General features: G+C 59.7%; 23 protein-coding genes and 1 pseudogene. 20 read left to right on the top strand and 4 right to left on the bottom strand.

Features of this window, described 5'->3' with window-relative positions:
• Positions 1-8 precede the first annotated feature (8 nt).
• Positions 9-998 carry a substrate-binding domain-containing protein gene (locus RGR602_RS31755; protein WP_040115920.1) on the bottom strand — a complete coding sequence of 330 codons (990 nt, stop codon included), beginning with the start codon at positions 996-998 and terminating at the stop codon, positions 9-11.
• A 104-nt stretch (positions 999-1,102) separates the two neighbouring features.
• On the opposite strand from RGR602_RS31755, the gene RGR602_RS31750 reads away from it, so the two are divergent.
• The 9 genes and pseudogenes from RGR602_RS31750 (at position 1,103) to RGR602_RS31710 (ending at position 9,371) form a co-directional block, all read left to right on the top strand.
• Positions 1,103-2,431, top strand: a complete 1,329-nt coding sequence (locus RGR602_RS31750; protein ID WP_040115919.1) for an aminotransferase-like domain-containing protein — start codon at positions 1,103-1,105, stop codon at positions 2,429-2,431.
• A gap of 223 nt (positions 2,432-2,654) precedes the next feature.
• Positions 2,655-3,734 carry a calcium:proton antiporter gene (locus RGR602_RS31745; protein WP_040116660.1) on the top strand — a complete coding sequence of 360 codons (1,080 nt, stop codon included), beginning with the start codon at positions 2,655-2,657 and terminating at the stop codon, positions 3,732-3,734.
• 9 nt (positions 3,735-3,743) lie between these two features.
• Positions 3,744-3,836 (top strand): annotated as a pseudogene (locus RGR602_RS39965) (carboxymuconolactone decarboxylase family protein); the annotation flags it as partial.
• A 249-nt stretch (positions 3,837-4,085) separates the two neighbouring features.
• Complete coding sequence (locus RGR602_RS31735; RefSeq protein ID WP_040115917.1) at positions 4,086-4,961, top strand: LysR family transcriptional regulator; 876 nt, start codon at positions 4,086-4,088, stop codon at positions 4,959-4,961.
• Between the two features lie 113 nt (positions 4,962-5,074).
• Positions 5,075-5,518, top strand: coding sequence for a peptide-methionine (R)-S-oxide reductase MsrB (msrB, locus tag RGR602_RS31730; protein WP_040115916.1), 444 nt, complete (start codon positions 5,075-5,077; stop codon positions 5,516-5,518).
• Positions 5,519-6,025, top strand: a complete 507-nt coding sequence (gene msrA, locus RGR602_RS31725) for a peptide-methionine (S)-S-oxide reductase MsrA (RefSeq protein WP_040115915.1) — start codon at positions 5,519-5,521, stop codon at positions 6,023-6,025. It begins immediately after the preceding gene.
• A gap of 240 nt (positions 6,026-6,265) precedes the next feature.
• Positions 6,266-7,492 (top strand): bifunctional alpha/beta hydrolase/OsmC family protein, encoded by a 1,227-nt coding sequence (locus tag RGR602_RS31720; RefSeq protein ID WP_040115914.1) that lies wholly within the window; start codon positions 6,266-6,268, stop codon positions 7,490-7,492.
• A 272-nt stretch (positions 7,493-7,764) separates the two neighbouring features.
• Positions 7,765-8,670 (top strand): hypothetical protein, encoded by a 906-nt coding sequence (locus RGR602_RS31715; RefSeq protein WP_040115913.1) that lies wholly within the window; start codon positions 7,765-7,767, stop codon positions 8,668-8,670.
• Positions 8,671-8,918: 248 nt separating this feature from the next.
• Entirely contained in the window at positions 8,919-9,371 is a 453-nt protein-coding gene (locus RGR602_RS31710) for a hypothetical protein (RefSeq protein WP_040116659.1), read from the top strand.
• 242 nt (positions 9,372-9,613) lie between these two features.
• Here RGR602_RS31710 and RGR602_RS31705 read toward each other — a convergent pair whose 3' ends face one another.
• The gene (locus RGR602_RS31705) at positions 9,614-10,513 is read right to left on the bottom strand and encodes an aldo/keto reductase family oxidoreductase (RefSeq protein ID WP_223844097.1); all 900 of its coding nucleotides are present in this window, start codon (positions 10,511-10,513) and stop codon (positions 9,614-9,616) included.
• Between the two features lie 94 nt (positions 10,514-10,607).
• Here RGR602_RS31705 and RGR602_RS31700 point away from each other — a divergent pair, with 94 nt between their 5' ends.
• Positions 10,608-11,510 carry a LysR family transcriptional regulator gene (locus RGR602_RS31700; protein ID WP_040115911.1) on the top strand — a complete coding sequence of 301 codons (903 nt, stop codon included), beginning with the start codon at positions 10,608-10,610 and terminating at the stop codon, positions 11,508-11,510.
• Positions 11,511-11,707: 197 nt separating this feature from the next.
• Here the strand turns inward: RGR602_RS31700 and RGR602_RS31695 are convergent, their stop codons facing one another.
• A complete protein-coding gene (locus tag RGR602_RS31695) occupies positions 11,708-12,133 on the bottom strand; it encodes a hypothetical protein (protein ID WP_318299964.1) in 426 nt (141 codons plus the stop codon).
• Between the two features lie 92 nt (positions 12,134-12,225).
• Here RGR602_RS31695 and RGR602_RS31690 point away from each other — a divergent pair, with 92 nt between their 5' ends.
• Together RGR602_RS31690 and RGR602_RS31685 are read left to right on the top strand one after the other, a co-directional pair.
• Positions 12,226-12,444, top strand: a complete 219-nt coding sequence (locus RGR602_RS31690; RefSeq protein ID WP_040115909.1) for a hypothetical protein — start codon at positions 12,226-12,228, stop codon at positions 12,442-12,444.
• 170 nt (positions 12,445-12,614) lie between these two features.
• On the top strand, positions 12,615-12,866 hold the full coding sequence (locus RGR602_RS31685) for an MBL fold metallo-hydrolase (RefSeq protein ID WP_210263657.1): 252 nt from the start codon (positions 12,615-12,617) through the stop codon (positions 12,864-12,866).
• 32 nt (positions 12,867-12,898) lie between these two features.
• Here the strand turns inward: RGR602_RS31685 and RGR602_RS39570 are convergent, their stop codons facing one another.
• Positions 12,899-13,291, bottom strand: coding sequence for a hypothetical protein (locus tag RGR602_RS39570; protein WP_318299966.1), 393 nt, complete (start codon positions 13,289-13,291; stop codon positions 12,899-12,901).
• Positions 13,292-13,672: 381 nt separating this feature from the next.
• Between RGR602_RS39570 and RGR602_RS31670 the strand changes: the two genes are divergently transcribed.
• The 8 genes from RGR602_RS31670 to RGR602_RS31635 all read left to right on the top strand — a co-directional run bounded on the left by RGR602_RS31670 (position 13,673) and on the right by RGR602_RS31635 (position 22,610).
• Positions 13,673-14,539 (top strand): formylglycine-generating enzyme family protein, encoded by an 867-nt coding sequence (locus RGR602_RS31670; RefSeq protein WP_223844096.1) that lies wholly within the window; start codon positions 13,673-13,675, stop codon positions 14,537-14,539.
• Between the two features lie 125 nt (positions 14,540-14,664).
• The gene (locus RGR602_RS31665) at positions 14,665-15,909 is read left to right on the top strand and encodes an ABC transporter substrate-binding protein (RefSeq protein WP_040115905.1); all 1,245 of its coding nucleotides are present in this window, start codon (positions 14,665-14,667) and stop codon (positions 15,907-15,909) included.
• 73 nt (positions 15,910-15,982) lie between these two features.
• A complete protein-coding gene (locus tag RGR602_RS31660; protein ID WP_040116657.1) occupies positions 15,983-16,870 on the top strand; it encodes a carbohydrate ABC transporter permease in 888 nt (295 codons plus the stop codon).
• Positions 16,870-17,706: a carbohydrate ABC transporter permease gene (locus tag RGR602_RS31655; RefSeq protein WP_040115904.1), complete on the top strand. Its 837-nt coding sequence runs from the start codon at positions 16,870-16,872 to the stop codon at positions 17,704-17,706. Before RGR602_RS31660 ends, RGR602_RS31655 begins: the two co-directional genes overlap by 1 nt.
• Before the next feature lie 18 nt (positions 17,707-17,724).
• Positions 17,725-19,008, top strand: a complete 1,284-nt coding sequence (locus tag RGR602_RS31650; RefSeq protein ID WP_040115903.1) for a sulfatase-like hydrolase/transferase — start codon at positions 17,725-17,727, stop codon at positions 19,006-19,008.
• Positions 19,009-20,055, top strand: a complete 1,047-nt coding sequence (locus RGR602_RS31645; RefSeq protein WP_052451851.1) for a LacI family DNA-binding transcriptional regulator — start codon at positions 19,009-19,011, stop codon at positions 20,053-20,055. It begins immediately after the preceding gene.
• Positions 20,056-20,297: 242 nt separating this feature from the next.
• A complete protein-coding gene (locus RGR602_RS31640; protein ID WP_040115902.1) occupies positions 20,298-21,308 on the top strand; it encodes a LacI family DNA-binding transcriptional regulator in 1,011 nt (336 codons plus the stop codon).
• A 24-nt stretch (positions 21,309-21,332) separates the two neighbouring features.
• On the top strand, positions 21,333-22,610 hold the full coding sequence (locus RGR602_RS31635; RefSeq protein ID WP_040115901.1) for an ABC transporter substrate-binding protein: 1,278 nt from the start codon (positions 21,333-21,335) through the stop codon (positions 22,608-22,610).
• Positions 22,611-22,627 lie beyond the last annotated feature (17 nt).

Raw genomic sequence — 22,627 nt, 5'->3', positions numbered from 1 at the left:
GAACAGGTTCAGGATTCGGCTGCGGCAAGCTGCGGGCGATCTGAGGACGCCTGCAGCGGAAAAAGCTCTGCCGGCGTGAGCGCTCGCGGCAGGATGCCCTGCGCGTGCAGCTCCCGGGCAAAATCGGCAATCATCGCACAGTTGGCATCAAGGCCGCTTTCGTCCCAGTCCGGTGGCAGATCTGCCGAGACCCTCAAGAGTTCATCGAGCATCCATGGCGTGGTGTCGGCATATTTGCGGCGCTTCGTCGTCCAGACGCGCTTGGATTCATCGATCAAGGTGCTGAGTTCTTCGAGGACCCATGGATGTTGCGCCGCCACCGTCGCCTTGACGCCAATGAGATGCATGCCCGGCACGTAGCCGACGTCGTCGAAATATTGGCGTTCGGCACCGCGAAAATCTGCAAGCACCTGGCGGAACGGCGTATCTTTATCGAAAAAGCCCTCGGGCATGAAGGGTGTGAAAACCGCATCCAGCCCGCCCTCTTTCAGGAGCTCGACCATCGGCCGCTCGCCGGGCGCGGCCTCGATGCGTCCCGGGCGGCCAAAGCCGTCGAGACGATCGGTGACAGGGTGGGCTTCCGTCAACCGGCCGGCAAACCACATCGCATCCTCGACGCCGACACCTTCACGGCGCAAGGCTGCGCGCGTCCAGGTATTTCCGGAATCGCGCCATCCAGTCACACCGATCCGCTTTCCAGCAAGCTGACGCAGTTGCGTGATCGGGCTCTGCTTCGTCGTGATGATGCAGCGATGGCGAAAGCCGCGCATGATGAAGTTCGGGATGCCGACCACCGTCTCGTCGCCGTCGGCGCGAAGCTGGGTATATCGGCTGAAGGACATTTCCGCCGCCTCGTGGACGTCGTCTTTTCCAATATGGGAGATGAGCGTGCCAACCCTTTCGACCTTCACGTCGAGGCGGGGTGACGAGACCTCTCCGAGCACCAGCGGGGTCATGTAGTCCCAGTCGCGCAGGGCCAGTCGTATCGTTACAGTCATGCATTTCGCTCGCAAAGAATGGTCATTTCTGTTCGTAGATAAATGTTCACTTTGCTGCGATCAAATGTTATTACGTTATTGAACATTTAATCTTGGCGCAAAATATGAACGACACACGAAATGCCGATTGGTTTGCCCAAAAGTTAAGCGACAAGTCCATTCGCGGAATTGCGTTGGAAACCAGTGCCTTGATCAGGGCAGGTGCACTTCCCGTCGGAACCAAGCTGCCTGCGATCCGCGACCTTGCCTTCGCGCTTGGCGTCAGCCCCGCGACGATCTCCGAGGCCTGGAGCGAGCTGCGCCGCCAGAAGATCATCAGCGGGCGCGGCCGCAACGGCACCTGGGTCAGCGGCGATCGGTTCGTTGCCAAGCCCGAGAGGCTTGCAAGTTCCGGCAACTACGGCGAGGGCGTGCTCGACCTCACGGCGGCGGTCCCGGATGTACGCCTGCTGCCGCCCCTCACAGACGCCCTGGCATACGGCGCCTCGGCGGAAAACCTCAACAGCTACGAACGCAGCCGTATCCTGCCGGAGCTCGAAGCGGCCGTGCGGCGCGACTGGCCCTACGAGCCGGAGGCCTTCCTTGCAACAAATGGCGGATACAACGCCGTCTATACGCTGTTGCATGCGTTAGTGATGCCTGGCGCTTCGGTCGCAATCGAGAACCCGACGGCCATGCGCCTTCTCGATATACTCGAGGATCTGGGCGTGCGTATCCTGCCCGTTCAGTGCGACAAGGACGGCCCCCTGCCGTCGTCGCTCGAAGCGGCCATGAAATATCGTCCCGTTGCATTTCTGTTTCAGCCGCGGCTCCACTCCGTGACCGGCCAAAGCGTCAGCAAGGCGCGCCTGGAAGCTCTGGGAAATATTTTGGCAGGGAGCGACACGCTGATTATCGAAGACGATGGCGTGGCCGACATTTCCGGCTCACCGAAGCATTCCTTGGGAGGGCGCTATCCGGACCGCGTCATACACATCCTGTCCTATTCGAAGACGCTGGGTCCGGACCTGCGTCTTGCCGTGCTGTCGAGTTCCCGGGCGATCGTGGAGCAGATTCAATCCTATCGGAGCTTCAGCGCCGGCTGGACCAGCCGGATTCTGCAAGCAGCGGCAGCGTGGCTGCAACGCGATCCCAGGACCGAGGAAATCCTTGCCCGGGCGCGCAATATCTATCAGCAGCGCCACGATGATCTGACGAATGCGCTGCGCGAGCGCGGCGTCGAGTTGGATGATGGAGGAGGCCTCTGCGCCTGGATTCCGGTCGCGTCAGAGCCTTTTGCGATGGTCACCTTGGCGGCGAGAGGGATTGCAGTTCACCCCGGCGCAAAGTTCTCGATCCTGCCCAGCAATCATATCAGGGTCGCAACGGGCAATCTTTCGGAGCGTAGCAGCGAGGTCGCGGATGCCATCGCGCTCGCCTGCACGACCAGCTGATCCTGGATTTGATTAAGTGTCCGAGCGTCCAGATAGGATGGTAGGGTTGGACACCAGGCAGCCTCAAAGGATTGATGAACGCCAGACACTGAGCTCGTCGGCGCGTGACAACCGGATGTCTTTCTCCGGAGCCGGACTCACGCCCCTGGAGTGCGACGTAAGGTTGCCTACGGAGGATTTCCATGCGTATCCTTATACGGCCGAACAATGGGTTTTCACCGTCTTGGCAGCAGAACAAACACCGTGGTGGGCATGGGTTTCGCCTGCAGTGGCATTGGCGATCCTGTTGGTGACGCCGTTTACAGGCAGCGCGGGCCTTGTTGTTGCGGCTGCCGGAGTAGCTCTGATCGCCACCGTCTTTGCCGCGGTATTTCACGCCGAGGTTGTCGCACAGCGGGTCGGCGAGCCGTTCGGCACGTTGGTTCTGGCGATCGCCGTCACCGTGATCGAGGTAGCGCTGATCGTCTCGGTGATGATCGCAGCTCCGGGAGAAAAGGCGGACCTGGCTCGCGACACCATATTCGCCGCTGTCATGATCGTGATGAACGGTATCGTCGGCCTGTGCCTGCTTTGCGGGGGCATGCGTCACCACGAACAGGGATTTCAGCTCCAGGGAGCGAGTGCTGCCTTGGCCGTATTGGCCGCGCTCACCGTCCTGACGCTGGTCGTGCCAAACGTCGTCACGCGCGCAGCGGGGCCGATGTTCAGTACACCGCAGCTTGTCTTTGCCGGTGCAGTTTCATTGGTTCTTTACGGGTCATTCATCTTCGTCCAGACCGTGCGGCACCGCGACTACTTCCTGCCGTTCGAGGCCGATAACGAGGATGCGCACGCGCCGGTGCCCTCAAACAGGACGGCAGCCACGAGCGCAGCTTTGCTGCTCGTCGCGCTCGTGGCGGTGGTGGGCCTTGCAAAAGCTCTGACGCCTTCGGTGGAGGCAGGCGTAGACTGGCTCGGCGTGCCGAAGGCCGTCGTGGGAATCGTCATTGCGGGCGTCGTGTTGCTTCCTGAATGTCTGGCGGCGCTCAAGGCAGCGCGGGCCAACCGACTGCAGACCAGCCTGAACCTGGCGCTGGGATCGGCCCTTGCGACAATCGGCCTGACGATCCCTGCCGTTGCGCTCGTCTCGATCGTGCTTGGCGAGCCCCTGGCGCTTGGCCTGGAGGAGAAGGATCAGACTCTGCTGGTGCTGACGCTGATCATCAGCGTGATCACATTGGGTACGGCCCGAACCACGGTGCTTCAGGGGATCGTGCACCTGGTCGTCTTTGCAGTGTTCTTGTTCTTTGCCATCGCGCCGTAGCCCTCCTACAAGATCGCGCTCGTGCAAGCATGGGCTGAAGCCGGCAACCTCGTCGAAGAGCGTGAGCGGGATGCCCTTGCCTGGGCCGAGACGGTGACGCGCGCCGTTGCACCTAAGCGCGGGCCGACGATGACCATCGCAATGGCTTTCTTGGTCCCATTGAAGAAAGCTGTGATCGCACTGCCCTCGCGGTAAATCATCGCCTGCACTGGGTAGCTCATCGCGGCAGGCGCTCTCCAGGAGTGGCAAAAACCATTGCTGATCTGTATTCACTCCTAGACGGCTCGAAACCCGGGCATCTCGCTTTCACCTTGATGGCAATCCTCTTCAAACTCACGCAAGAAGTGATCCATGGACATCAATCAGGTTAGGTACTTTCTCAATTTGGCGGAAACCTTGAATTTCACCCAAGCCGCACGTCGAAGTGGTGTCTCGCAGCCAAGTCTCACTCGAGCAATCCAGCGTCTAGAGGAAGAATTGGGCAGTCCACTGATCTATCGCGATGGCAAGGACAGCCGACTTACGGCGCTTGGCCGCGACGTCCAGGCCGAATTCATGCGGATTGAACTCGCGCTTCGAAACGTGCTCGAGCATTCCGAGAGCACGGTGCTCGGCCGACGCCGTATTCTCGACATCGCCGTTGCCCCGACCATAGGCCCCGCTACCTTTGCCGCATTCTTCGACGACGCGCTTGGAAAGCTTCCTTCCATAAAGATCAACATGCATCAGCTGTTGGCCGGAGAAGGCGCGGACGAAGTGCTTTCGGGCAAGTACCACGCCTGCATCCTGCCGCGGGCGCCGCGTCCCAACCCCAAGTTCAACGTCGTGCCGCTGTTTTCCGAGCGATTCCTCCTTGCCTGTGCGGAGAGCCATCCGCTGGCGGGCAAAGATGTCGTCAGCACCGAGGCAATTGCCGCCTATCCTTACGTTGACCGGCTGGCCTGCGAGTTTCACACCGAGATCACCGAGCACCTGATGGACCAAGATGCGGTCATGCAACCGCGCTTCAGTGCCGAGCGCGAGGACTGGGTCCAGCAAATGGTAGCCGAAGGCCGCGCGATCTGCATCATGCCCGAACGATCCGTCGTCGTGCAGGGCATAGCGACGCGCCCGGTTGAAGGGATATCATTGGAACGCGAACTGGTCTTCGTGACGGTCTCCGGTTCCGGTACGCCGCTCGAGATCCGCAAGATCGCGCAGATGGCAGCTCGGTACGACTGGGCGTAAGCGGACAGAACTGTCCTTATGGTACGGCTATCGAATCTATGCACACCTGATATTGGGAATCCCCGTGGGCCTTCGCCATATTCAGGCAACAAATCCGAGAACGGAGATAGGCAATGACCTACGCAAAGACCGACGAAGCGGTCAGCAAACTTACGTCCGAGCAATATCGGGTGACCCAGCAAAACGGCACCGAACGCCCCTTTACAGGGGAATACCATGACAACAAGAGGTCGGGGATCTATGTCGACATCGTTTCGAGCGAGCCGCTGTTTGCCTCGGGCGACAAGTTCGATTCCGGCTGCGGCTGGCCGAGCTTCACCAAGCCGATCGTGTCGGAAAACGTCAAGGAACTGCGAGATGGCTCCCAAGGCATGATCCGCACCGAGGTGCGCTCGGCGCATGGCGACAGCCACCTCGGACATGTGTTTCCCGACGGTCCTCAAGAGCAAGGCGGCCTGCGTTACTGCATCAATTCCGCGGCCCTGCGCTTCATTCCGCGCGACGAAATGGACGCCGAGGGCTACGGTGCATATCTCAACCAGGTGGAGGATATCTAAATGACCGAGAAAGCTGTTCTGGCTGGTGGTTGCTTCTGGGGAATGCAGGACTTGATCCGCAAGCTGCCCGGGGTCATTCAGACCCGCGTGGGCTACACCGGCGGCGATGTGCCGAACGCGACCTACCGAAATCACGGTACCCACGCCGAAGGCATCGAGATCATCTTCGATCCCGAGATGATCAGCTACAGACGGATTCTGGAGTTTTTCTTCCAGATCCATGATCCGACGACAAGAAACCGGCAGGGCAACGATGTCGGCGCCTCCTACCGGTCGGCGATCTATTACGTTGACGACGAGCAGAAGAAAATAGCCGAGGACACCATCGCAGACGTCGACGCTTCGGGTCTGTGGCCCGGCAAGGTGGTGACCGAGGTCGAGCCGGCGGGAGATTTCTGGCAGGCGGAACCCGAGCATCAGGATTACCTGGAGCGCTATCCAAACGGCTACACCTGCCACTTCCCGCGCGCCAACTGGGTGCTGCCACGGCGCTCGGCGGCCGAATAGCCGGCCGCCTGTCTCCTGCCAGGCAGATCGGCGCCCCATTCTAAAAGTGCGGCGGATGCGCCGGGCCATAACGGAGCACGTCGTGCGGATTGGACGCCGCCACCAAGGAGCGGCGCCGGCAGTGCCGGCGCTCCGCTGACATAAACATCTGGCCAAAGATTGGTTTGAACGAACATCCAGATAGTCGGTCTCCGTGGCTGATGTAGAATGCTTATTTCCTCACAGCGACGGAGCATTCCCATGGCCTTCCACACGCAACGGGTTCAATTTGCCGGCCATTCCGGCGCAACCCTGGCTGCCCGCCTCGACGTGCCGAACTGGCCCTTACGCGCCTACGCACTTTTTGCCCATTGCTTCACCTGCTCCAAGGATTTGGCCGCAGTTCGCCGCATTGCAGCGGAGCTTGCGCGCGAAGGTATCGCTGTCATGCGTTTTGATTTCACGGGTCTGGGATCGAGCGAAGGCGAATTTGCTTCGACAAATTTCTCCTCCAATGTCGCCGACCTGCTTTCGGCGGCCGACTATCTTCGTCAGCACTACCGGGCACCGTCAGTGCTGATCGGCCACTCGCTCGGCGGCGCAGCGGTGCTGGCCGTCGCCAGGAACATTCCTGAAGTGCGCGCCGTTGCCACGATCGGTGCGCCAGCCGATGTCGGCCACGTGTTGAAGAATTTCGGGACGAGCCTCGAGGAAATCGAAAAAAGTGGTGTAGCCGAAGTGGATCTTGCCGGGCGTACGTTCCTTCTCAGCAAGCAATTTGTCGAGGACGCGCGTGCACACCGTCTCAAGGATGCGGTTGCGAGCCTGAAAAAGCCGCTCCTCATCCTTCACGCGCCGCTGGATGAGACGGTCGGAATAGAAAACGCCAACGAAATCTTCCTCGCGGCCAGACATCCCAAGAGCTTCATCTCGCTGGACAAGGCCGACCACCTGCTCACTGACATTGAGGACGCAGCCTTCGCCGGAAGGGTCATATCGGGATGGCTGCCCCGTTATCTTGCCGCCGACACGCCGCAGGGCACGGGGGTGATCGAACATGTCCGCGTGACGGAAACGGGCGAAGGCAAGTTCCAGAATTCGGTTCAGGCGGGCAGCCACCGGCTTTTCGCAGATGAACCCGGAAACCTGGGCGGGCTCGATACCGGGCCATCGCCCTATGATTTCCTGTCGATCGCACTTGGCGCCTGCACCTCGATGACGCTGCGTATCTATGCCGATCACAAGAAGCTGACGCTCGGGCGGATCGCCGTTGACGTCTCGCATGCAAAAATTCATGTCAAGGACTGCGAAGACTGCACCGAAGCGGAACGCCGCGGCAGCGGCAGGATAGATCGTTTCGAGCGCGTCATTTCCATCGATGGCGAGATCGGCGAGGAGCTTCGCAGCAAGATTGCTGAAATTGCCGACAAATGCCCGGTCCATCGCACGCTCGAAGCTGTGGCGAAGATAAAAACGATCGTGAAATAAGAAAGGTAGACAAGCGCCTCGCGGGCGCGCTTGGCTCTGGCGTCCGCCCGCGCGCGCCGTCACCATGGTGCTGCCTCCGCCCCCATTCTTCCTCTGGAGAGGGTTTAAGAAGGCACCGGTGCGGCTCGAGCCGTATGTGCTTGCGGGTGCTACAAGCAAAGGATCTGGGATTTCGCATCCACGCTTTCCAATGAAGTTCAGCCACCTGGAACAATGGGCACATCTGCGAGTTTGATTGCCACTTCACGAACGCGTGAAAAAAGGAAACTCCTATGACCGAACCCGTTTCATCCGTGGCGCACATTCATACGCGCGACGATAACCCCTACCTCAACGCAGCCTTCAACAAGGTCTCCTGGGGCGCCGTGTTCGCCGGCGTCGCAGTGGCACTTGTGGTTCAGATCCTGCTCAACCTCCTGGGTGCCGGCCTCGGCGCCGCCGTCATCGATCCCGCTTCGAGTGATAATCCGAGTGCGACAACGCTCTCGGTCAGCACGGCAATCTGGTTCGTCGTTAGCGGCCTCATCGCATCCTTTGCCGGCGGCTACATTGCCAGCCGGTTGTCCGGACGCCCCCTTCGTTCGACGGGATCTCTTCATGGCGTCACGTCGTGGGCCGTCACTACGCTCGTCGTCGTCTATCTTTTGACCACATCCGTCGGCGCTCTCGTCGGTGGCGTCTTCTCTGGTTTGGGCGGCATCGTCTCCAGCGCCGGATCCACGGTGGCCACAGCCGCCACGACTGCAGCGCCGGCACTTGCGACGGCCACCGATCCAATGGCTGGCGTCGAGCAGAGCATCCGCGACGCAAGTGGCGGCAACGATCCAGCAGCGCTGCGTGATGCCGCAGTCGCCTCCGTGCGCGCAGTTCTGACAGGCGACCAAACCAAGGCAGAAGAAGCACGCAATCGCGCTGCCGACGCCATCGCCCGAGCTCAGAACATTCCTGTCGATCAGGCCAAGCAGCAGGTCGCCCAGTACGAGCAGCAGTACAAGGACGCCGTTGCCCGGGCGAAGCAGCAGGCGACCGAGGCCGCCGAGACCGCAGCGACAGCGTTCTCGGCGGGCGCGATCCTGGCATTCATCGCTCTAGCCGTAGGTGCTATCGCGGCTTGGATCGGCGGCGCCGTCGGCACGACCCACGTCGTGCGGGACGAAGACGTCTACGTGACGCGCTGAATATTTAAGGCCCACGTAGACAAACCGCTCAACAGGGGCGACCCATTTGAAAGAGCGCTCTTGCGTGGGTTACTAAAACGGTCGTGGGGGGCCGAGCCCCTGCACGCTCCTTGCCCTGCGAATTTGGTCTGCACCTGGGATTTAAGGATCAGCTTCGCCTTGAGCGCCGTACCGGCCCGGCGCTTGCGAGTTCTGGAGTGCGGAACAGTTGGGTGCCGCTATCGTTATTGTTTGTTATGGAGGACGTCATGTCGAACGTTTCGAAGACAGGCACCGACGCGATCAACAATGCAACCAGCCCGACTACGTTTGGGCGTTCGGTCGAAAGCCAGGCGCAGATCGCTGACGCGGCCGCGCAGAGCGCGCCCGGCAGCGCTGGGGAACCACTCAGCATCTATCGTCTCGAACCGATCGCCGCACCGAACGATCCAAGATGGGCCAATTCTCCAGGACATGGAGTTGTCGTAGTGGCGGCAAGGACGCCAGGCGACGCACGGATCATCGCGGCGAGTCGCGAGCTGGACTTCATGGAGGTCGATGCCGCGCCTGCCGAAGACGTGACGACAGCTAATGCGAGTGCTTTCCGGGACGACAAGCTTTACACCGTGATCGAGATCGACCGTGATCGTACCGACGTTTCGCGCGGGATCCTGGATGGCGACGTCTCGGTCGATACGATCCGACCAGTGGAGCCGGACTGACGCGCTCCGATCCTCCCTCACTGAGATAAGCGGCCTTATCCTGTTCCGACAAAGTTGGTGAATACCTAATACCGTCCCGTATCGATAACGGGACGGCGGGACCTGCGGCGTTCAACGAAAGCAATTGCTGCAGCACAGTGCGGCCGAACCGAGTCTATGAGTGAAAAGCAGACTTTGCTGAGTACGATCGCGCTGCCGGCTTTTCACCCGATTGCCGAGCGCCGGCTGCGCCCGGAAGCAAGCTAATCGTCGGCTCTTCCGGCGGAACTGACGTTTGCTGCAATGCCGTCCAATGCATCAAGCGTATCATTCGGCAGATCAAGTTCCGCCGTGGCGAGGTTCTCGCGCAGATGCGCAACCGAGGAGGTGCCGGGGATCAGTAGGATGTTCGGCGCCCGGCGAAGCAGCCAGGCGAGAGCGACCTGCAATGGCGTGGCGCCGAGGCGTTGAGCGGCGTCGGACAAGATAGACGACTGCAGCGGATTGAATCCGCCGAGCGGAAAGAACGGCACATAGGCGATGCCATCGCGGGCAAGATCGTCAATCAGGGCATCGTCTCCCCGATGCGCTAAATTGTACTGGTTCTGCACGCAAACGATTTTGGCAATCCGGCGTCCTTCTGCGACTTGCGTGGGGGTGACATTGCTCAACCCGATCTGTCGCACCAGGCCCAGCCGCTGGAGCTCGGCCAGGGCGGTGAGCGGCGCCTCGATTGATCCCTCGGCCGGGCCATGGGCGTCGAACATAATCCGAAGGTTGACGACATCCAACACGTCGAGACCGAGATTTCGCAAATTGTCATGCACGGCCTGGGTCAGTTCTCCCGGCGAGAGGGCCGAGAGCCAGGATCCATTCTCGCCGCGCCGGGCGCCGATCTTGGTGACGATGACGAGATCTTCGCCATAGGGTGCGAGTGCGTCGCGGATCAACTGGTTGGTCACGTGCGGGCCGTAAAAGTCGCTGGTGTCGATGTGATTGACCCCGCGCTCCACTGCTTCGCGCAATACGGCCAATGCCGCGTCACGGTCCTTGGGCGGACCGAACACCCCAGGCCCTGCAAGTTGCATGGCGCCGTAGCCCAGTCGCTTCACGGTGCGGTCGTCGAGGACGAAGGTTTTGGATTGGTTTTCGGTGCTGGTCACCATCTTTCCCTTATCTGATCAAGGCGTAGATAGGGGTTGGTCATCCGCGCGATAACCGGATACAATCTGCACAGGCTGTGCGGAGAGGCGAACAGTGAGTGTCGATCTAGGTGATCTGAGCGCTTTCGTGGCGGTGGCGCGCGCCAAGGGCTTTCGCGACGCAGCGCGTGCAAGCGGTGCAAGCGCGTCGGGCTTGAGCGAGGCGGTCCGCCGCCTTGAAGCGCAGCTCGGCGTCCGGCTGCTCAACCGTACGACACGCAGCGTCGTTTTGACCGACGCTGGTCATGGCCTTCTAGAGCGGCTCGGCCCGGCGTTGAACGAGGTGGAAACCGCCCTCGACGTGGTGAACGGCTTTCGCGATCGGCCCGCGGGCTCGTTGCGCCTGAACGTGCCGGTCAGCGCGGCGCGGCTGGTGCTGCCCGGCATCGTTCCGCCATTCCTGGCGGCCTATCCTGGCATCCGGCTGGAGGTGATCGCCGAGGAAAGTTTCGTCGACGTATTGGCGGCCGGATGCGATGCCGGTATCCGCTACGAGGAGCGGCTGGAGCAGGATATGATCGCGGTGCCGATCGGACCTCGTGTCCAGCGGTTCGCCACCGCTGCGTCTCCGGTTTACCTTGATCGCCATGGGCGGCCCGTTCATCCTCGCGATCTGCTCAGCCATGCCTGCCTACGCGGTCGCTTTCCGAGCGGTGCGATGATGACGCCGTGGGAGTTCGAGCGGGACGGCGAGGTCGTGCGGGTCGATCCGGAAGGTCCGTTGACCGTGGGGATTGGCGGAGCCGTCGATCTTGCCGTTGATGCGGCGATCGCCGGCGTCGGCATCGTGGGGCTGTTCGAGGACTGGCTGAAGCCTTATTTCAATCGCGGCGCCCTCGAACCCGTCCTTGAACCCTGGTGGCAGGCCTTCTCTGGGCCGTTTCTCTACTATCCTGGACGGCGCCTCGTGCCGGCGCCACTGCGTGCATTCATCGATTTCATCAAGTGCATCGGCTGACCAGCGCTGACCTTTGACGTCATATTGGGAGCCTGCCTCCTGACACTATTGCGGTGCGCCTTTACGCGCCGCTGTCGATCAACACTCCGACCGGGCAGTGCGGAGCTTTGAACCAATGGCCGACGTTTGTTCACTGTAGACGGCCCAAGGAGCGACGCCGCCGTCACAGGCTCTCGGAAAAGACGGACGATAGCCGTTCAACGTCGCCTCAAATCTAATTGAGTGGTGACAATCGACTTCCCAGACGCTGGATCTTGATCGATCGTTCGAATTCGAAGACCGTCCTCGCCAACCTTCTCGATCGTCATTTTCGCTTGGCGGTCCCCATAGATTGTATTGGCCCAGGTAACATCGAGTTTAATGGTATTCCCGTCTCGGCTGCCCACGAGTGTGGACGGCTTACCGGATATTCCGACATAAATGCCGGAATACGCTTCTCCAGACGCCTTGACGTTCGCGGTAAAGCTGCGCGTGACAACGGCAAACGCTCGGCATGAGCCGTTCATCGAAAAGCTGGACGATTTGGCATCGGATTGCATTTTGCACGAGACATCAACCTTGCTTCCGCCGAGCTTTGTCAGGACCGCTCCGCCGCCCGTCCACTGTCCTTCGATCGACTTCAAGAAGTCTTCTTCAGAAGCGGACGCGTTCGAAGTCAGACAGGTGGCGCAAGTTAGGGCGATGACGGGTAAAACTCGCATGACGCAGAATCCTGATGGTTGAAAATGACGAACATCCGACCGATCAACTTGTTCCACACGATCGTCATAAGCAGCTCTTAGTCACCATGGAGCAGGACCTTTTCCTCGGTAGTTCAAACGAGCGACTGCCTGGCAATCTGAAAGGCCGTTCGCGAGTGGCAGGAGCGCCGATCGGCTACACGGTGGAAGAATTGCGCGAGCTCATTCGGCTTCTTTCGTTTGATGGTTGGTGACTGTGAGGTCACGGTACTTTCCGATGGCAAGAATCTGCTTGCGGCTAGGAAGATGTTGCAAGGAGACACCGCGCGGATCGCCGATGCCCTGAAAAGCAACTTTCTTGGCAGGTTGAAACCTCCAGGCCCAGCCGGCCTACGGGCATACTCCTGGTCATACGATGTACGAAGTGGAAAGCAAAGGCGAAAAGCTGCTCCTTTGGGGCGATATCGTCCATGTCGCCGCAGTGCAATTTGTCGATCCGGCCGTCACGATCGGATATGACGTCGACAGTGCCGAGGCCGAGCAAGAGCATTGGCGAGTCTTCGGTGATGCTGCGAAGGATCGATACCTCATCGCAGGCGCACACCTCCCGTTTCCTGGCCTCGGTCACGTGCGCAACAACGGCGACAAGACCTACACGGTTGGGCCATTGAGTTAGCAGGATTAGGAGTCCCCATCTGAGCGGCAATGTCAGGGACGACTGAACGGTCTTCCTTCCTCATCCTTAAGGTTCAGACGCTCGACCAACTCCTCGGCATCCTCTTCAGTGAGCATATCCATGACCACCCCGTCGATAACGACCGCCTGTCCGGTCACTGCATCGACCACCGCCCAGTAGTCATTCAGGTTCCTGCGACGGCCATAACGCCCGGTTGCCATGAGGTGAATCTTTGCGTGCTGAGGCCCGGCCTCGGCCTTTCTCTTTTCTTCGGCATTCAGGATGATCATGAGGTCAGTCGCGACATCGTGGGGCAACCGATTGAGAATCGTTCCGTGCATCTCTGCCGTTCTACCTTCGTGGTAGTCGATGACATGCCACGTGCCGTCAGAATTCTCCTCTAAACCGTACCGCTTGTAGACCATGGGTCGCCTCAGAGTTGCCTTTAATACACCTAACGTCGACCCGGAGCGTTTGTTGCAAATTTCTGAGGTGACCGACGGCATATGTCGCTTCTTCGCCACTTCCTGAAGAGGTCTAGCAATTTGAAAAAGGCTCGAAAGCCGCTTGCGGACTGAGAAAGGCGGCTTTCTCTTCGACATCAACCTCTTTATCGACGCCCTCGTCCGGCAGCCAGCTGGTCTTCATGTTGAGCAAAACCCATTGCGCAACGTTCGTAGAACTTATTGTATCTTGGACTGAAACCTGCCAATCGCCGGCAACCAACGAATGACACCATGAAGAGCTGCTGCCACCCGAGCGAATTATCCAACATGTCCGAGGCCGATCCGCCGATGAGGGCGCCCGTGCGTCGAGCTCTTTCTCCGGTATTTGTCGATAAGGCACAAATTCCAGGTGGGCTCGTGCAGGTCGGGACAGACAGGCCATACCTGACGGCGGACGGGGAAGGCCCTGCCCGGAAGCTGCGGCTCAAGCCGTTCCTGTTGGCCAAGGCAGCTGTCAGCCATTCGCAGTTCGCCGATTTCATTGCGGCCACGGGTTATATCACCGAGGCCGAGCAGTTGGGTTGGTCCTATGTGTTTTATCGGCACGTCGCTCCCAAGCTTGCGACCTCAGGCGTCGTCGGCGCTGAATGGTGGCGGCGGGTCGAGGGCGCATGCTGGCGCGCGCCATTTGGGCCCTGTTCCAATCTCGAGGCATTCAAGGATCATCCTGTCGTTCACATCTCATGGCGGGACGCGGCCCAATTTGCCGCTTGGGTGGGCGGACGGCTTCCGAGCGAAGCCGAATGGGAACACGCAGCCAAGGGCGGACTTAGCGGCGCGATCTACCCGTGGGGCGACCGCCATCCGGATGATGACTTTACCCCCTGTAATATCTGGCAGGGGCGGTTTCCGGAATTCGATAGCGGGGTAGACGGTTACGAGGGGCTCGCACCCTCGGTCTCGTTCGAGCCCAACGGATTTGGACTGTATAATATGGCCGGGAACTGCTGGGAATGGACCGCGGACGCGTTTCGCGTGAGGTCCTTGCGCAAGACCTCGCAGTCTCTAAACGCCACGGCTTTGCAGGAAAGCCGCCGCGTTCTCAAAGGCGGCTCCTACCTCTGCCATGCATCCTATTGCCACCGATACCGCATCGCTGCTCGCATGGGCAGCACCGGTGACTCGACGACCGGACATATTGGCTTCCGGGTCGCTTTTGACATTTGATCGGGACTTCGATTGACTTGAAAAGCCCGGTAGGTTAATCCATTAACCTACCGGTTTCATCGGGCCTTGAGGAGGGATCCGGTGATGAATGCGCCGGTTTCTGAGTTGTCTTTGGGAGAAGACCCATGAAACTTGCCGATCGATTGAGCCGTTGCATTGCCGTTGCGTTGTGCCTGTATGGAGTTGGAGGCGCTGCTCGGGCCGAAACGCTTAAGGTTTATTGGAACGCTGGCCATGCCTACCAAGCCTATGCCGACGTCATCAAAAAATTCGAGTCAGACCACCCCGGCTGGACGGTCGAATGGGGTCGCTTCCAATGGCCGGACATGCGCACCAAGCTGGTGGCCGACCTTTCGGTTGGAAATGCGCCGGACCTCGTTGCCGAACCTGGTGGCTGGGTACCCGAATTCGCTTTGCAGGGCATGATTACGCCGCTCAACGACTTTGTCGCAAAAGACGGCAAAGACTTGGGTTATCCACAGGACTGGCAGGATTTCTCGGTCGACCGGAACACGATCGACGGCAAGTACTATGGCATCCAATTACACCTGACCTGTGCGACGCTGGTCTATAATGTGGACATGTTGAAGGAAGCCGGCTTCCACAAGCCGCCGACCAATTGGCAGGAATTCCGCAAGGTCGCGATTGCAACCAGCAAGCGTGGAAAATTCGGATTTGCTCCCAACCAGGTTGCAACATACTACACGCCATGGATTTACCAGAATGGCGGCGCTTTATATGACTCGGCGGCTAACAAGGTCGCTTTCGACAGCCCGCAGTCCGCACAGGCGATCCAGTTTGTGGCCGACCTCATCCACAAGGACAAAGCCGCACCTTTGCCGGTGGCGGGTGCCGACTACGAAGGCCCGCAGAAGCTCTTTACGGCTGGCCGGGCTGCGATGATCCTAACGGGTCCATGGGACGTCAGCCCGATCAAAACGGGCAATCCCAAACTGAACTGGGACGTCGCACCGTCGCTGACGGAAAAGCAGCAGGCGACGATGTCCGGTGGCGTGAGCCTTTTCATCCCCAAGACGGCCAAGCATCCAGCCGAAGCGTGGGACCTGCTCAAACGGTTCGTTACGCTTGAGACGGAACTTGCAGCCTCGTTGCCCAACGGCATGACCATGCCGCGCAAATCCTGGGCTGCGGATCCGAAAGTCAAGGCAGATCCTGTGCTCGGAAAATTCAGCCAATGCCTGCCTTACGCCGTAGATTCATCCGCCAAGCTTTCGCTGACCGGCAAGAATGCTGCCGTACAGGATCTTTTCAAGGCGGCCATCCAGGACATCCTCTATAACGACAAGCCTGCGCAGGAGGTTCTCTCCGACTATGCGGGCCGGGCAAACGCCGCACTCGGGCATAAGTAACAAAGAGCAGCGGCTGCGCGTTTTGGCGTCGTCACTGCCGTCCGCAATCATTGTTCTGACGGAGGTCGTCGGCATGAGGCTGCTTAACAGCCGCAAGGCCCGGGAGGCCGGATTCGCCTACATCGTTCTGCTGCCTGCAATCGCATACTTCCTGGTCTATTTCTTCTATCCGATCGGGGTGGAGCTCTGGGCCAGCTTCTTTCGCGGGCAGCCGCTCATCGGCCAATCTGAATTTGCAGGCTTTGAGAATTATCGCCAGGCTCTGATGGACCCCCGTGTGCGCGCTGCCTTCGGCCGCACCATCGTGTTCGCGACTCTGGGAACATTCTGCACCTTGGTGCCGGCGCTCTTTCTGGCGGCCATTCTCAGCGGCCCAATCAAGGCCGCTACGACCATTCGCGCCATCATCTTCTTCCCCTATATAATCTCCTTCGTGATCGTTGCCCTGATGTGGAAGAGCCTGCTCGATCCCTATACCGGCATGCTGAACGTCTTGCTCTCTTTTCTGGACCTTCCCACGCAGAACTGGCTGAGCACACCATCGACAGCCCTTCCGACAATCATCGCGATCACCGTATGGAAGGACATCGGCTACGCGATGCTGATCTACATCGCCGCCATCCAGGGCATTCCCAAGGAGCTCTACGAGGCTGCCGAGGTCGATGGCGCCTCGCCCGCTCAACGGTTCAGGCGAATTACAATTCCGTTGCTGATGCCGACGACACTCTTTCTTGCCGTTATCAGCATGATCGCACACCTTCAGGATCTTTCTGCACCCTATCTGCTAACGGGCGGCGGTCCAGCAGAGGCGACCCGTCTTTACGCATTGCATGTCTACGAGGTGGCATTCCTGGAGCTAAACATCGGATACGCATCGGCGCTCTCGTTCCTGATGTTCATTGCGATCCTGGCAATCACGTTCGTGCAATTTCGATTCCTGAACCGGGAGGTGGTCTACTGATGTCGACCGGCTCCTCCCACCGCGCCCCACTTGCCGTCTTTGCCGTCTACGGCACCCTCGGGTTCTTTGTCATCCTTGCGCTCTTTCCATTCTTGTACATGATCTCTCTATCGCTGCAGACTGACGCCGATCTCTTCAGCGGCGTGCCGATGCTGGTCCCCTCGGTGCTGCAGTTTTCGAACTACGTGGCAATCTGGGAGAAGGCGCCGTTTGCCCGGTTCATACTCAACAGTTTCATCATCGCCGGCGGCATAACTGCGCTCCACCTCTTCTTCGATCCGCTCGTCGGCTACGTGTTTGCAAAGATGGAGTTTCCGGGAAAGCGGGCAATGTTTGCAGCACTGCTCTCCACGCTGATGCTGCCCTTCTTCATCCGGATGATCCCGCTTTACATTCTGACCGCAAAAATGGGCTGGCTGAATACCTATCAGGGTCTCATCATGCCGTTCGCCATGAGCGCCTACGGAATTTTCCTCATGCGGCAATTTATCCGGCCAATTCCGAGCGACCTTCTTGATGCTGCGCGTCTCGACGGTGCCTCGGAGTGGCGCATTTATCGATCGGTTGTCTTGCCGCAGCTTGGCGCACCGATGGCAACGCTTGGCCTGCTGACCTTCGTGTTCCAGTTCAATGAATTTCTCTGGCCCTTGGTGGTTGTAAGCTCGGTCGAGATGCGGCCGATTACGACAGGGCTGACGTTGTTCAATTCGGAGTTCTTCACACAATGGAATCTGACGGCAACGGGCGGGGTGATCCTGTTTCTCCCCAGCCTCCTGCTGTTTGTGTTCATGCAACGCTATTTCGTGCGCTCGGTGATGATGTCCGGAATGAAATAAGCCATGGAAAGGTAGATAATGAGTGCTTCTCCCAACGTCATCGTCTTTTTCACCGACCAACAACGCTGGGATACGGTCGGGCTTCACGGTCATCCAATGAAGCTGACGCCAAATTTCGACCGCCTTGCCGAAGCCGGGATGTTCGTGCCGAATTCTTTCACCTGCCAGCCGGTGTGCGGACCGGCGCGCTCGGCGCTGCAGACGGGCCTTTACCCCACGACGACGGGATGCTTCCGCAACAGCATTCCCTTGCCGAGTGGCCAGAAGACGCTCGCACACTGGTTCCGCCAAGGGGGCTACGAGACCGGCTATATCGGCAAATGGCATCTTTCAGGCAGCGAGCCGGTGCCTGCGTCTGAACGCGGCGGCTACCAATATTGGCTGGCGTCCAACATTCTCGAATTCACGTCATATGCCTACGATACAGTCGTCTTCAACGGCAAGGACGAGCGCGTCAGGCTTCCCGGCTACCGTGTCGACGCCCTGACTGACGCAGCGATCCGCTTTGTGGCGGCCGACCGTGAAAAGCCATACTTTCTTTTCCTGTCCTTCATCGAGCCGCACCAGCAGAATGAATTCGACAGCTATCCTGCGCCGATCGGCTACGAGGAGCGGATTCGAAAACAAATGGAATTGCCGCCTGATCTTGCGGCCCTTGGCGGATCCTCGAGTGAGCACTATGCGGGCTATCTCGGAATGATCCAGCGCCTGGACGAGGCGCTTGGACGACTGACGGATGCATTGACAAGCCTCGGCCAGCTCGAAAACACGATCATTCTCTTCACCTCGGACCACGGCTGTCATTTCAAGACACGCAACAACGAATACAAGCGCTCGTGTCACGAGGCGTCGATACGGGTGCCGACTTTCTTTCATGGGCCCGGGTTCATGGGGCGGGGAGGCCATCAGGGTCTGGTCAGCCTGATCGACCTGCCGCCAACACTTCTTGCGGCGGCCGGATTGCAGGTGCCCGCTTTAATGCAGGGAAGGTCAATCCTCGATCAACAGGGTGCTGGCGAAGAAGACGTGCTTGTGCAGATCAGCGAGCATCATGTGGGCAGGGCACTGCGGACGCGAAGATGGAAATACGAGGTCACCGCACCGGATCTCAGCGGTTGGAACGACATGGCGAGCGCCCACTATGTCGAGACACATCTCTACGACCTTGAAAACGACCCTTACGAGCTGGAAGATCTCTGTGGCCGGGATGGCTATGAGGATATAAGGAAGCGGCTGCGCGAGCGGCTTCTGAAGCGCATCGTTGCGGCCGGCGAGAGATGTCCTAGGATTACGGCGACTTGAATGAGCAGTGAAAACATGCGTGACGGCGAAAGGCTGGCGGCCAGAACCGAACGATCCGCGACCGTTGCCGACGTTGCTCGACTTGCCGACGTATCCACGGCCGCCGTTTCCTTCTATTTCAGCAGCCGCCAGGAACATTTAAAGCGCGTTGGACCGGAAGCACGCGAGCGCATCCGCGCCGCCGTCGAAGAACTGGGGTACATCCAGAACAAAACCGCCCGCCATTTGCGTCGCCAGCAGAGTGAACGCATTTGCATTGTCCTGCCGAAGCTCGGAATACCCTATGCCGACAAGATGGTTCACGATCTCGGATCGGTGGCTGCGCAGCAGGGATTGCTGCCGATTGTCTTGACGGGCTCCACGATCGGTGCAGTCCAGAAGATCCTGGGGGAGGTTGAAGCGGGTCTTGCCGATGGTGTGATCGCTGAAGTCGGTTTTCTCACCGAAGAGCAGGTCGAGCAGACATTTGCGCCATTCAATCGACCCTGTCTCGTCATCCATCCCACAGCACAACCGCGATCCTATTCTGTTCTTAACAGCGGCTTGATCGACGCGCTTGAGTGTGCTTTCGACGATCTTCTGCACAAAGGACATCGCGATTTCGCCTACATTCAAAACGCCGAAATGCAGCACAATCCGCGAATTTCTGCGCTGAAGGCGCGTGCGGTGAGGGCAGGTCTGTCAGTGCTGATTACCACAATGGTGGGCGCAGATGCGCGTGAGGCTACCGCTGGGTGCGCGCGAAATATCGCTGAAATGGCAAAGCGGCCGACAGCGGTCTTGCTCGACTCCGACTACACGGCTGTGACACTGATCGAGGAGTTTGCTCGCCTCGGCATTCAGGTGCCCAGCGAAATTGCCGTCGTAGGGTGTGGCAATGCCGAGGAGGGCTTTTACTGCAATCCCCGCTTGACGACCATCGGCCCGGAATGGCTTTCGCTACTTGAAGCTGGCCAGCACCTCATTGACAGTCTCTCCGCGCAGAAGCCCTTGGAAGCGAAGGCGTTCTATACACCTTGGCGGTTCATCGTGCGAGAGAGCGCGTGACTGGGGCGGTTGCGGGGCCGGCTCCGATCGCGCAGATCCATTCCTCGTCCTTGCGTAAATTTTCTCCGCAGTGCTGACAGCGCGGCTGAGCTTGACCGGTCGATATTGCAAAGATCTTGGTCTTACCCGTCTGGCGGCCGACGAGCGCTCAGGGCTTCTGCTGGCTGTCCCTTTCCAAAACGTTTTGGCTTGATCTCCAAAACGTTTTGGTTCATATTGACCCTGTATCTGGGAGGTACGCAGTGTCCAATTTAAAACAGTTGGCCCAGTCGCTCGGCCTGTCGATCACCACGGTATCGCGCGCCCTTGACGGCTATCCGGACGTCTCGCCGGCAACCCGCGAACGCGTACGGGAAGCGGCAGCGCTCACGGGTTATCGCCCCAATGCTTCTGCACGACGCCTTCGCAAACAGCGCGCCGAACTTGTCGCCGTGACACTCCCGAGCGATCCGGGCCATATCGGCCCGCCGCACTTTCTCGATATGCTCTCCGGCTGCGCAGAACATCTTGCGACCGCCGGCCTTAACCTCGTGATTGCCCCTGTGCCGCGCGGCGAGAGCGAGCTCGACATGTGCCGCCGTTTCGTCGACGGGCAAAGGGTCGACGCCATGCTGCTCGTTCGCACGAAACGCAGGGACGAGCGCGTGGAATTTCTGCAGGCGCGGGGCGTTCCGTTCGTCACCAATGGACGGACCGAGTCGGCGTTGCCGCATCCCTATCTCGACGGCGACGGCTTTGCCGGGTTTCAAGCGGCAAGCCTTCGCTTTCATGCCGATGGTCATCGGCGGATCGCTCACATTGCCGGCCCCCAGGATTATTATTTTGCCCATGTCCGCTGCATGGGCTGGCAGGCAGCCATGGAAGAAAGCGGCCTTTCGAGCGAACTTTGCGCCGAAGGCGCGCCGACCGAGCAGGGTGGATACCTGGCGGCGCTGGAATTGCTGCGCCATCCACGCCGGCCAACCGCGATCGTCTGCGCGACAGACGAAATGGCGATCGGCGCCCTGCGGGCGCTCCGTGAGATTGAGGGCGGGGAGACGATCAGCATCGTCGGCCATGACGATCTTCCCACCGGTGCCTATACCAGCCCACCGCTTTCCACCATGCGCATGGCGGGCGAGAACCTGGGCCGCAGCTTTGCCTCGCTGCTGCTTCGCGCCATCGCCGGCGAGCCTTCGGAAGAACTTCAGGAACTGCACCCGATCGAATTCGTCGACCGCGGGAGCCATCGGCGTGCACTGCCAAATGCATAGAGAAGAACCAAAGAGGAGGAGAAAATGAAACATCTAGCGTCACTTGGAATTCTGGCATCGACCGTCCTTTTGGCCGCAACGCCGGTGCTTGCCGACACGGTGTTCCTGTCCACGCAACTTCGTCCGATCGCAGAAGCGACAGTGGTTCGCGAAGAACTGCTCAAGGGCGTCCAGAGCCCGGTCGACTACGTAGTCGAGGAGCCGCCGCAATTTGCGGTCCGCATGGAGGCCGAGCGCCAGGCCGGAACGCACACGATCAGCCTTGTCGGCGCCTTGCACGGCGAACTGTCGCCGCTTGCCGACAAGGACGGCCTTGAGCCGCTCGACGACGTCGCCAAGGCGCTCGCCTCGAAAGGCATGCCGCAGCCTCTGCTTGATCTCGGCAAGCTCGGAAAGTCCAGCCAGCAATATATCCCCTGGATGCAGGCGACCTATGTCATGGCCGCCAGGAAGGACGCCCTGCAATATCTTCCCCAGGGCGCGGATGTGAACAAGCTCACCTACGATCAACTGATCGAATGGGGAAAGAAGATGCAGGAAGCCACCGGCCAGCCGCAGATCGGCTTTCCGGCCGGGCCGAAGGGGCTGATGTCCCGCTTTTTCCAGGGTTACTTCTATCCCTCCTTCACAGGCGGCGTCGTGCGGCCCTTCCAAAGTGCTGATGCTGCAGCCGGGTGGGAGAAGCTGAAGGAGCTCTGGTCGGTCGTCAATCCGAACTCCACCAACTACGACTTCATGCAGGAGCCGCTGCTTGCCGGCGAAGTCATGGTCGCCTGGGATCACGTCGCCCGCCTCAAGGAGGCGATCTCCTCCGAGCCTGATCAATATGTCGTCTTCCCGGCTCCCGCCGGGCCGAAAGGCCGCGGTTACATGCCCGTTGTCGCCGGCCTCGCCGTTCCGAAGGGGGCACCTGACAAGGCAGGCGCGATCGCCATCATCGAACACCTGACGATGCCCGATACGCAATTGCTGACAGCGCAGAAGGTGGGGTTCTTTCCGACGCTCGACGCCAAGCTTCCTTCCGATATCGATCCTGGAGTAGGCTTGCTCGCGGCTGCCGTCAACGCAACCCAGACCGCGCCGGACGCGCTGATTTCGCTGCTTCCCGTCGGCCTCGGCGACAAGGGCGGCGAGTTCAACAAGGTCTATATGGACAGCTTCCAGCGGATCATCCTGCAGAACGAAGCCGTCGGCGACGTCCTGAAGGCGCAAGGCGCAACGCTTGCAAAGCTGATGGCCGATACGAAGGCCCCGTGCTGGGCGCCGGACGCCAAGAGCGACGGAGCCTGCCCGGTCGAATAAGCCTTTCGGCCCGGGCG

The sequence above is a fragment of the Rhizobium gallicum bv. gallicum R602sp genome (genome assembly GCF_000816845.1).
Taxonomy (GTDB): domain Bacteria; phylum Pseudomonadota; class Alphaproteobacteria; order Rhizobiales; family Rhizobiaceae; genus Rhizobium; species Rhizobium gallicum.
The sequence above is the reverse complement of the archived record's forward strand: the minus strand, read 5'-3'. Positions and strand labels throughout refer to the sequence as shown.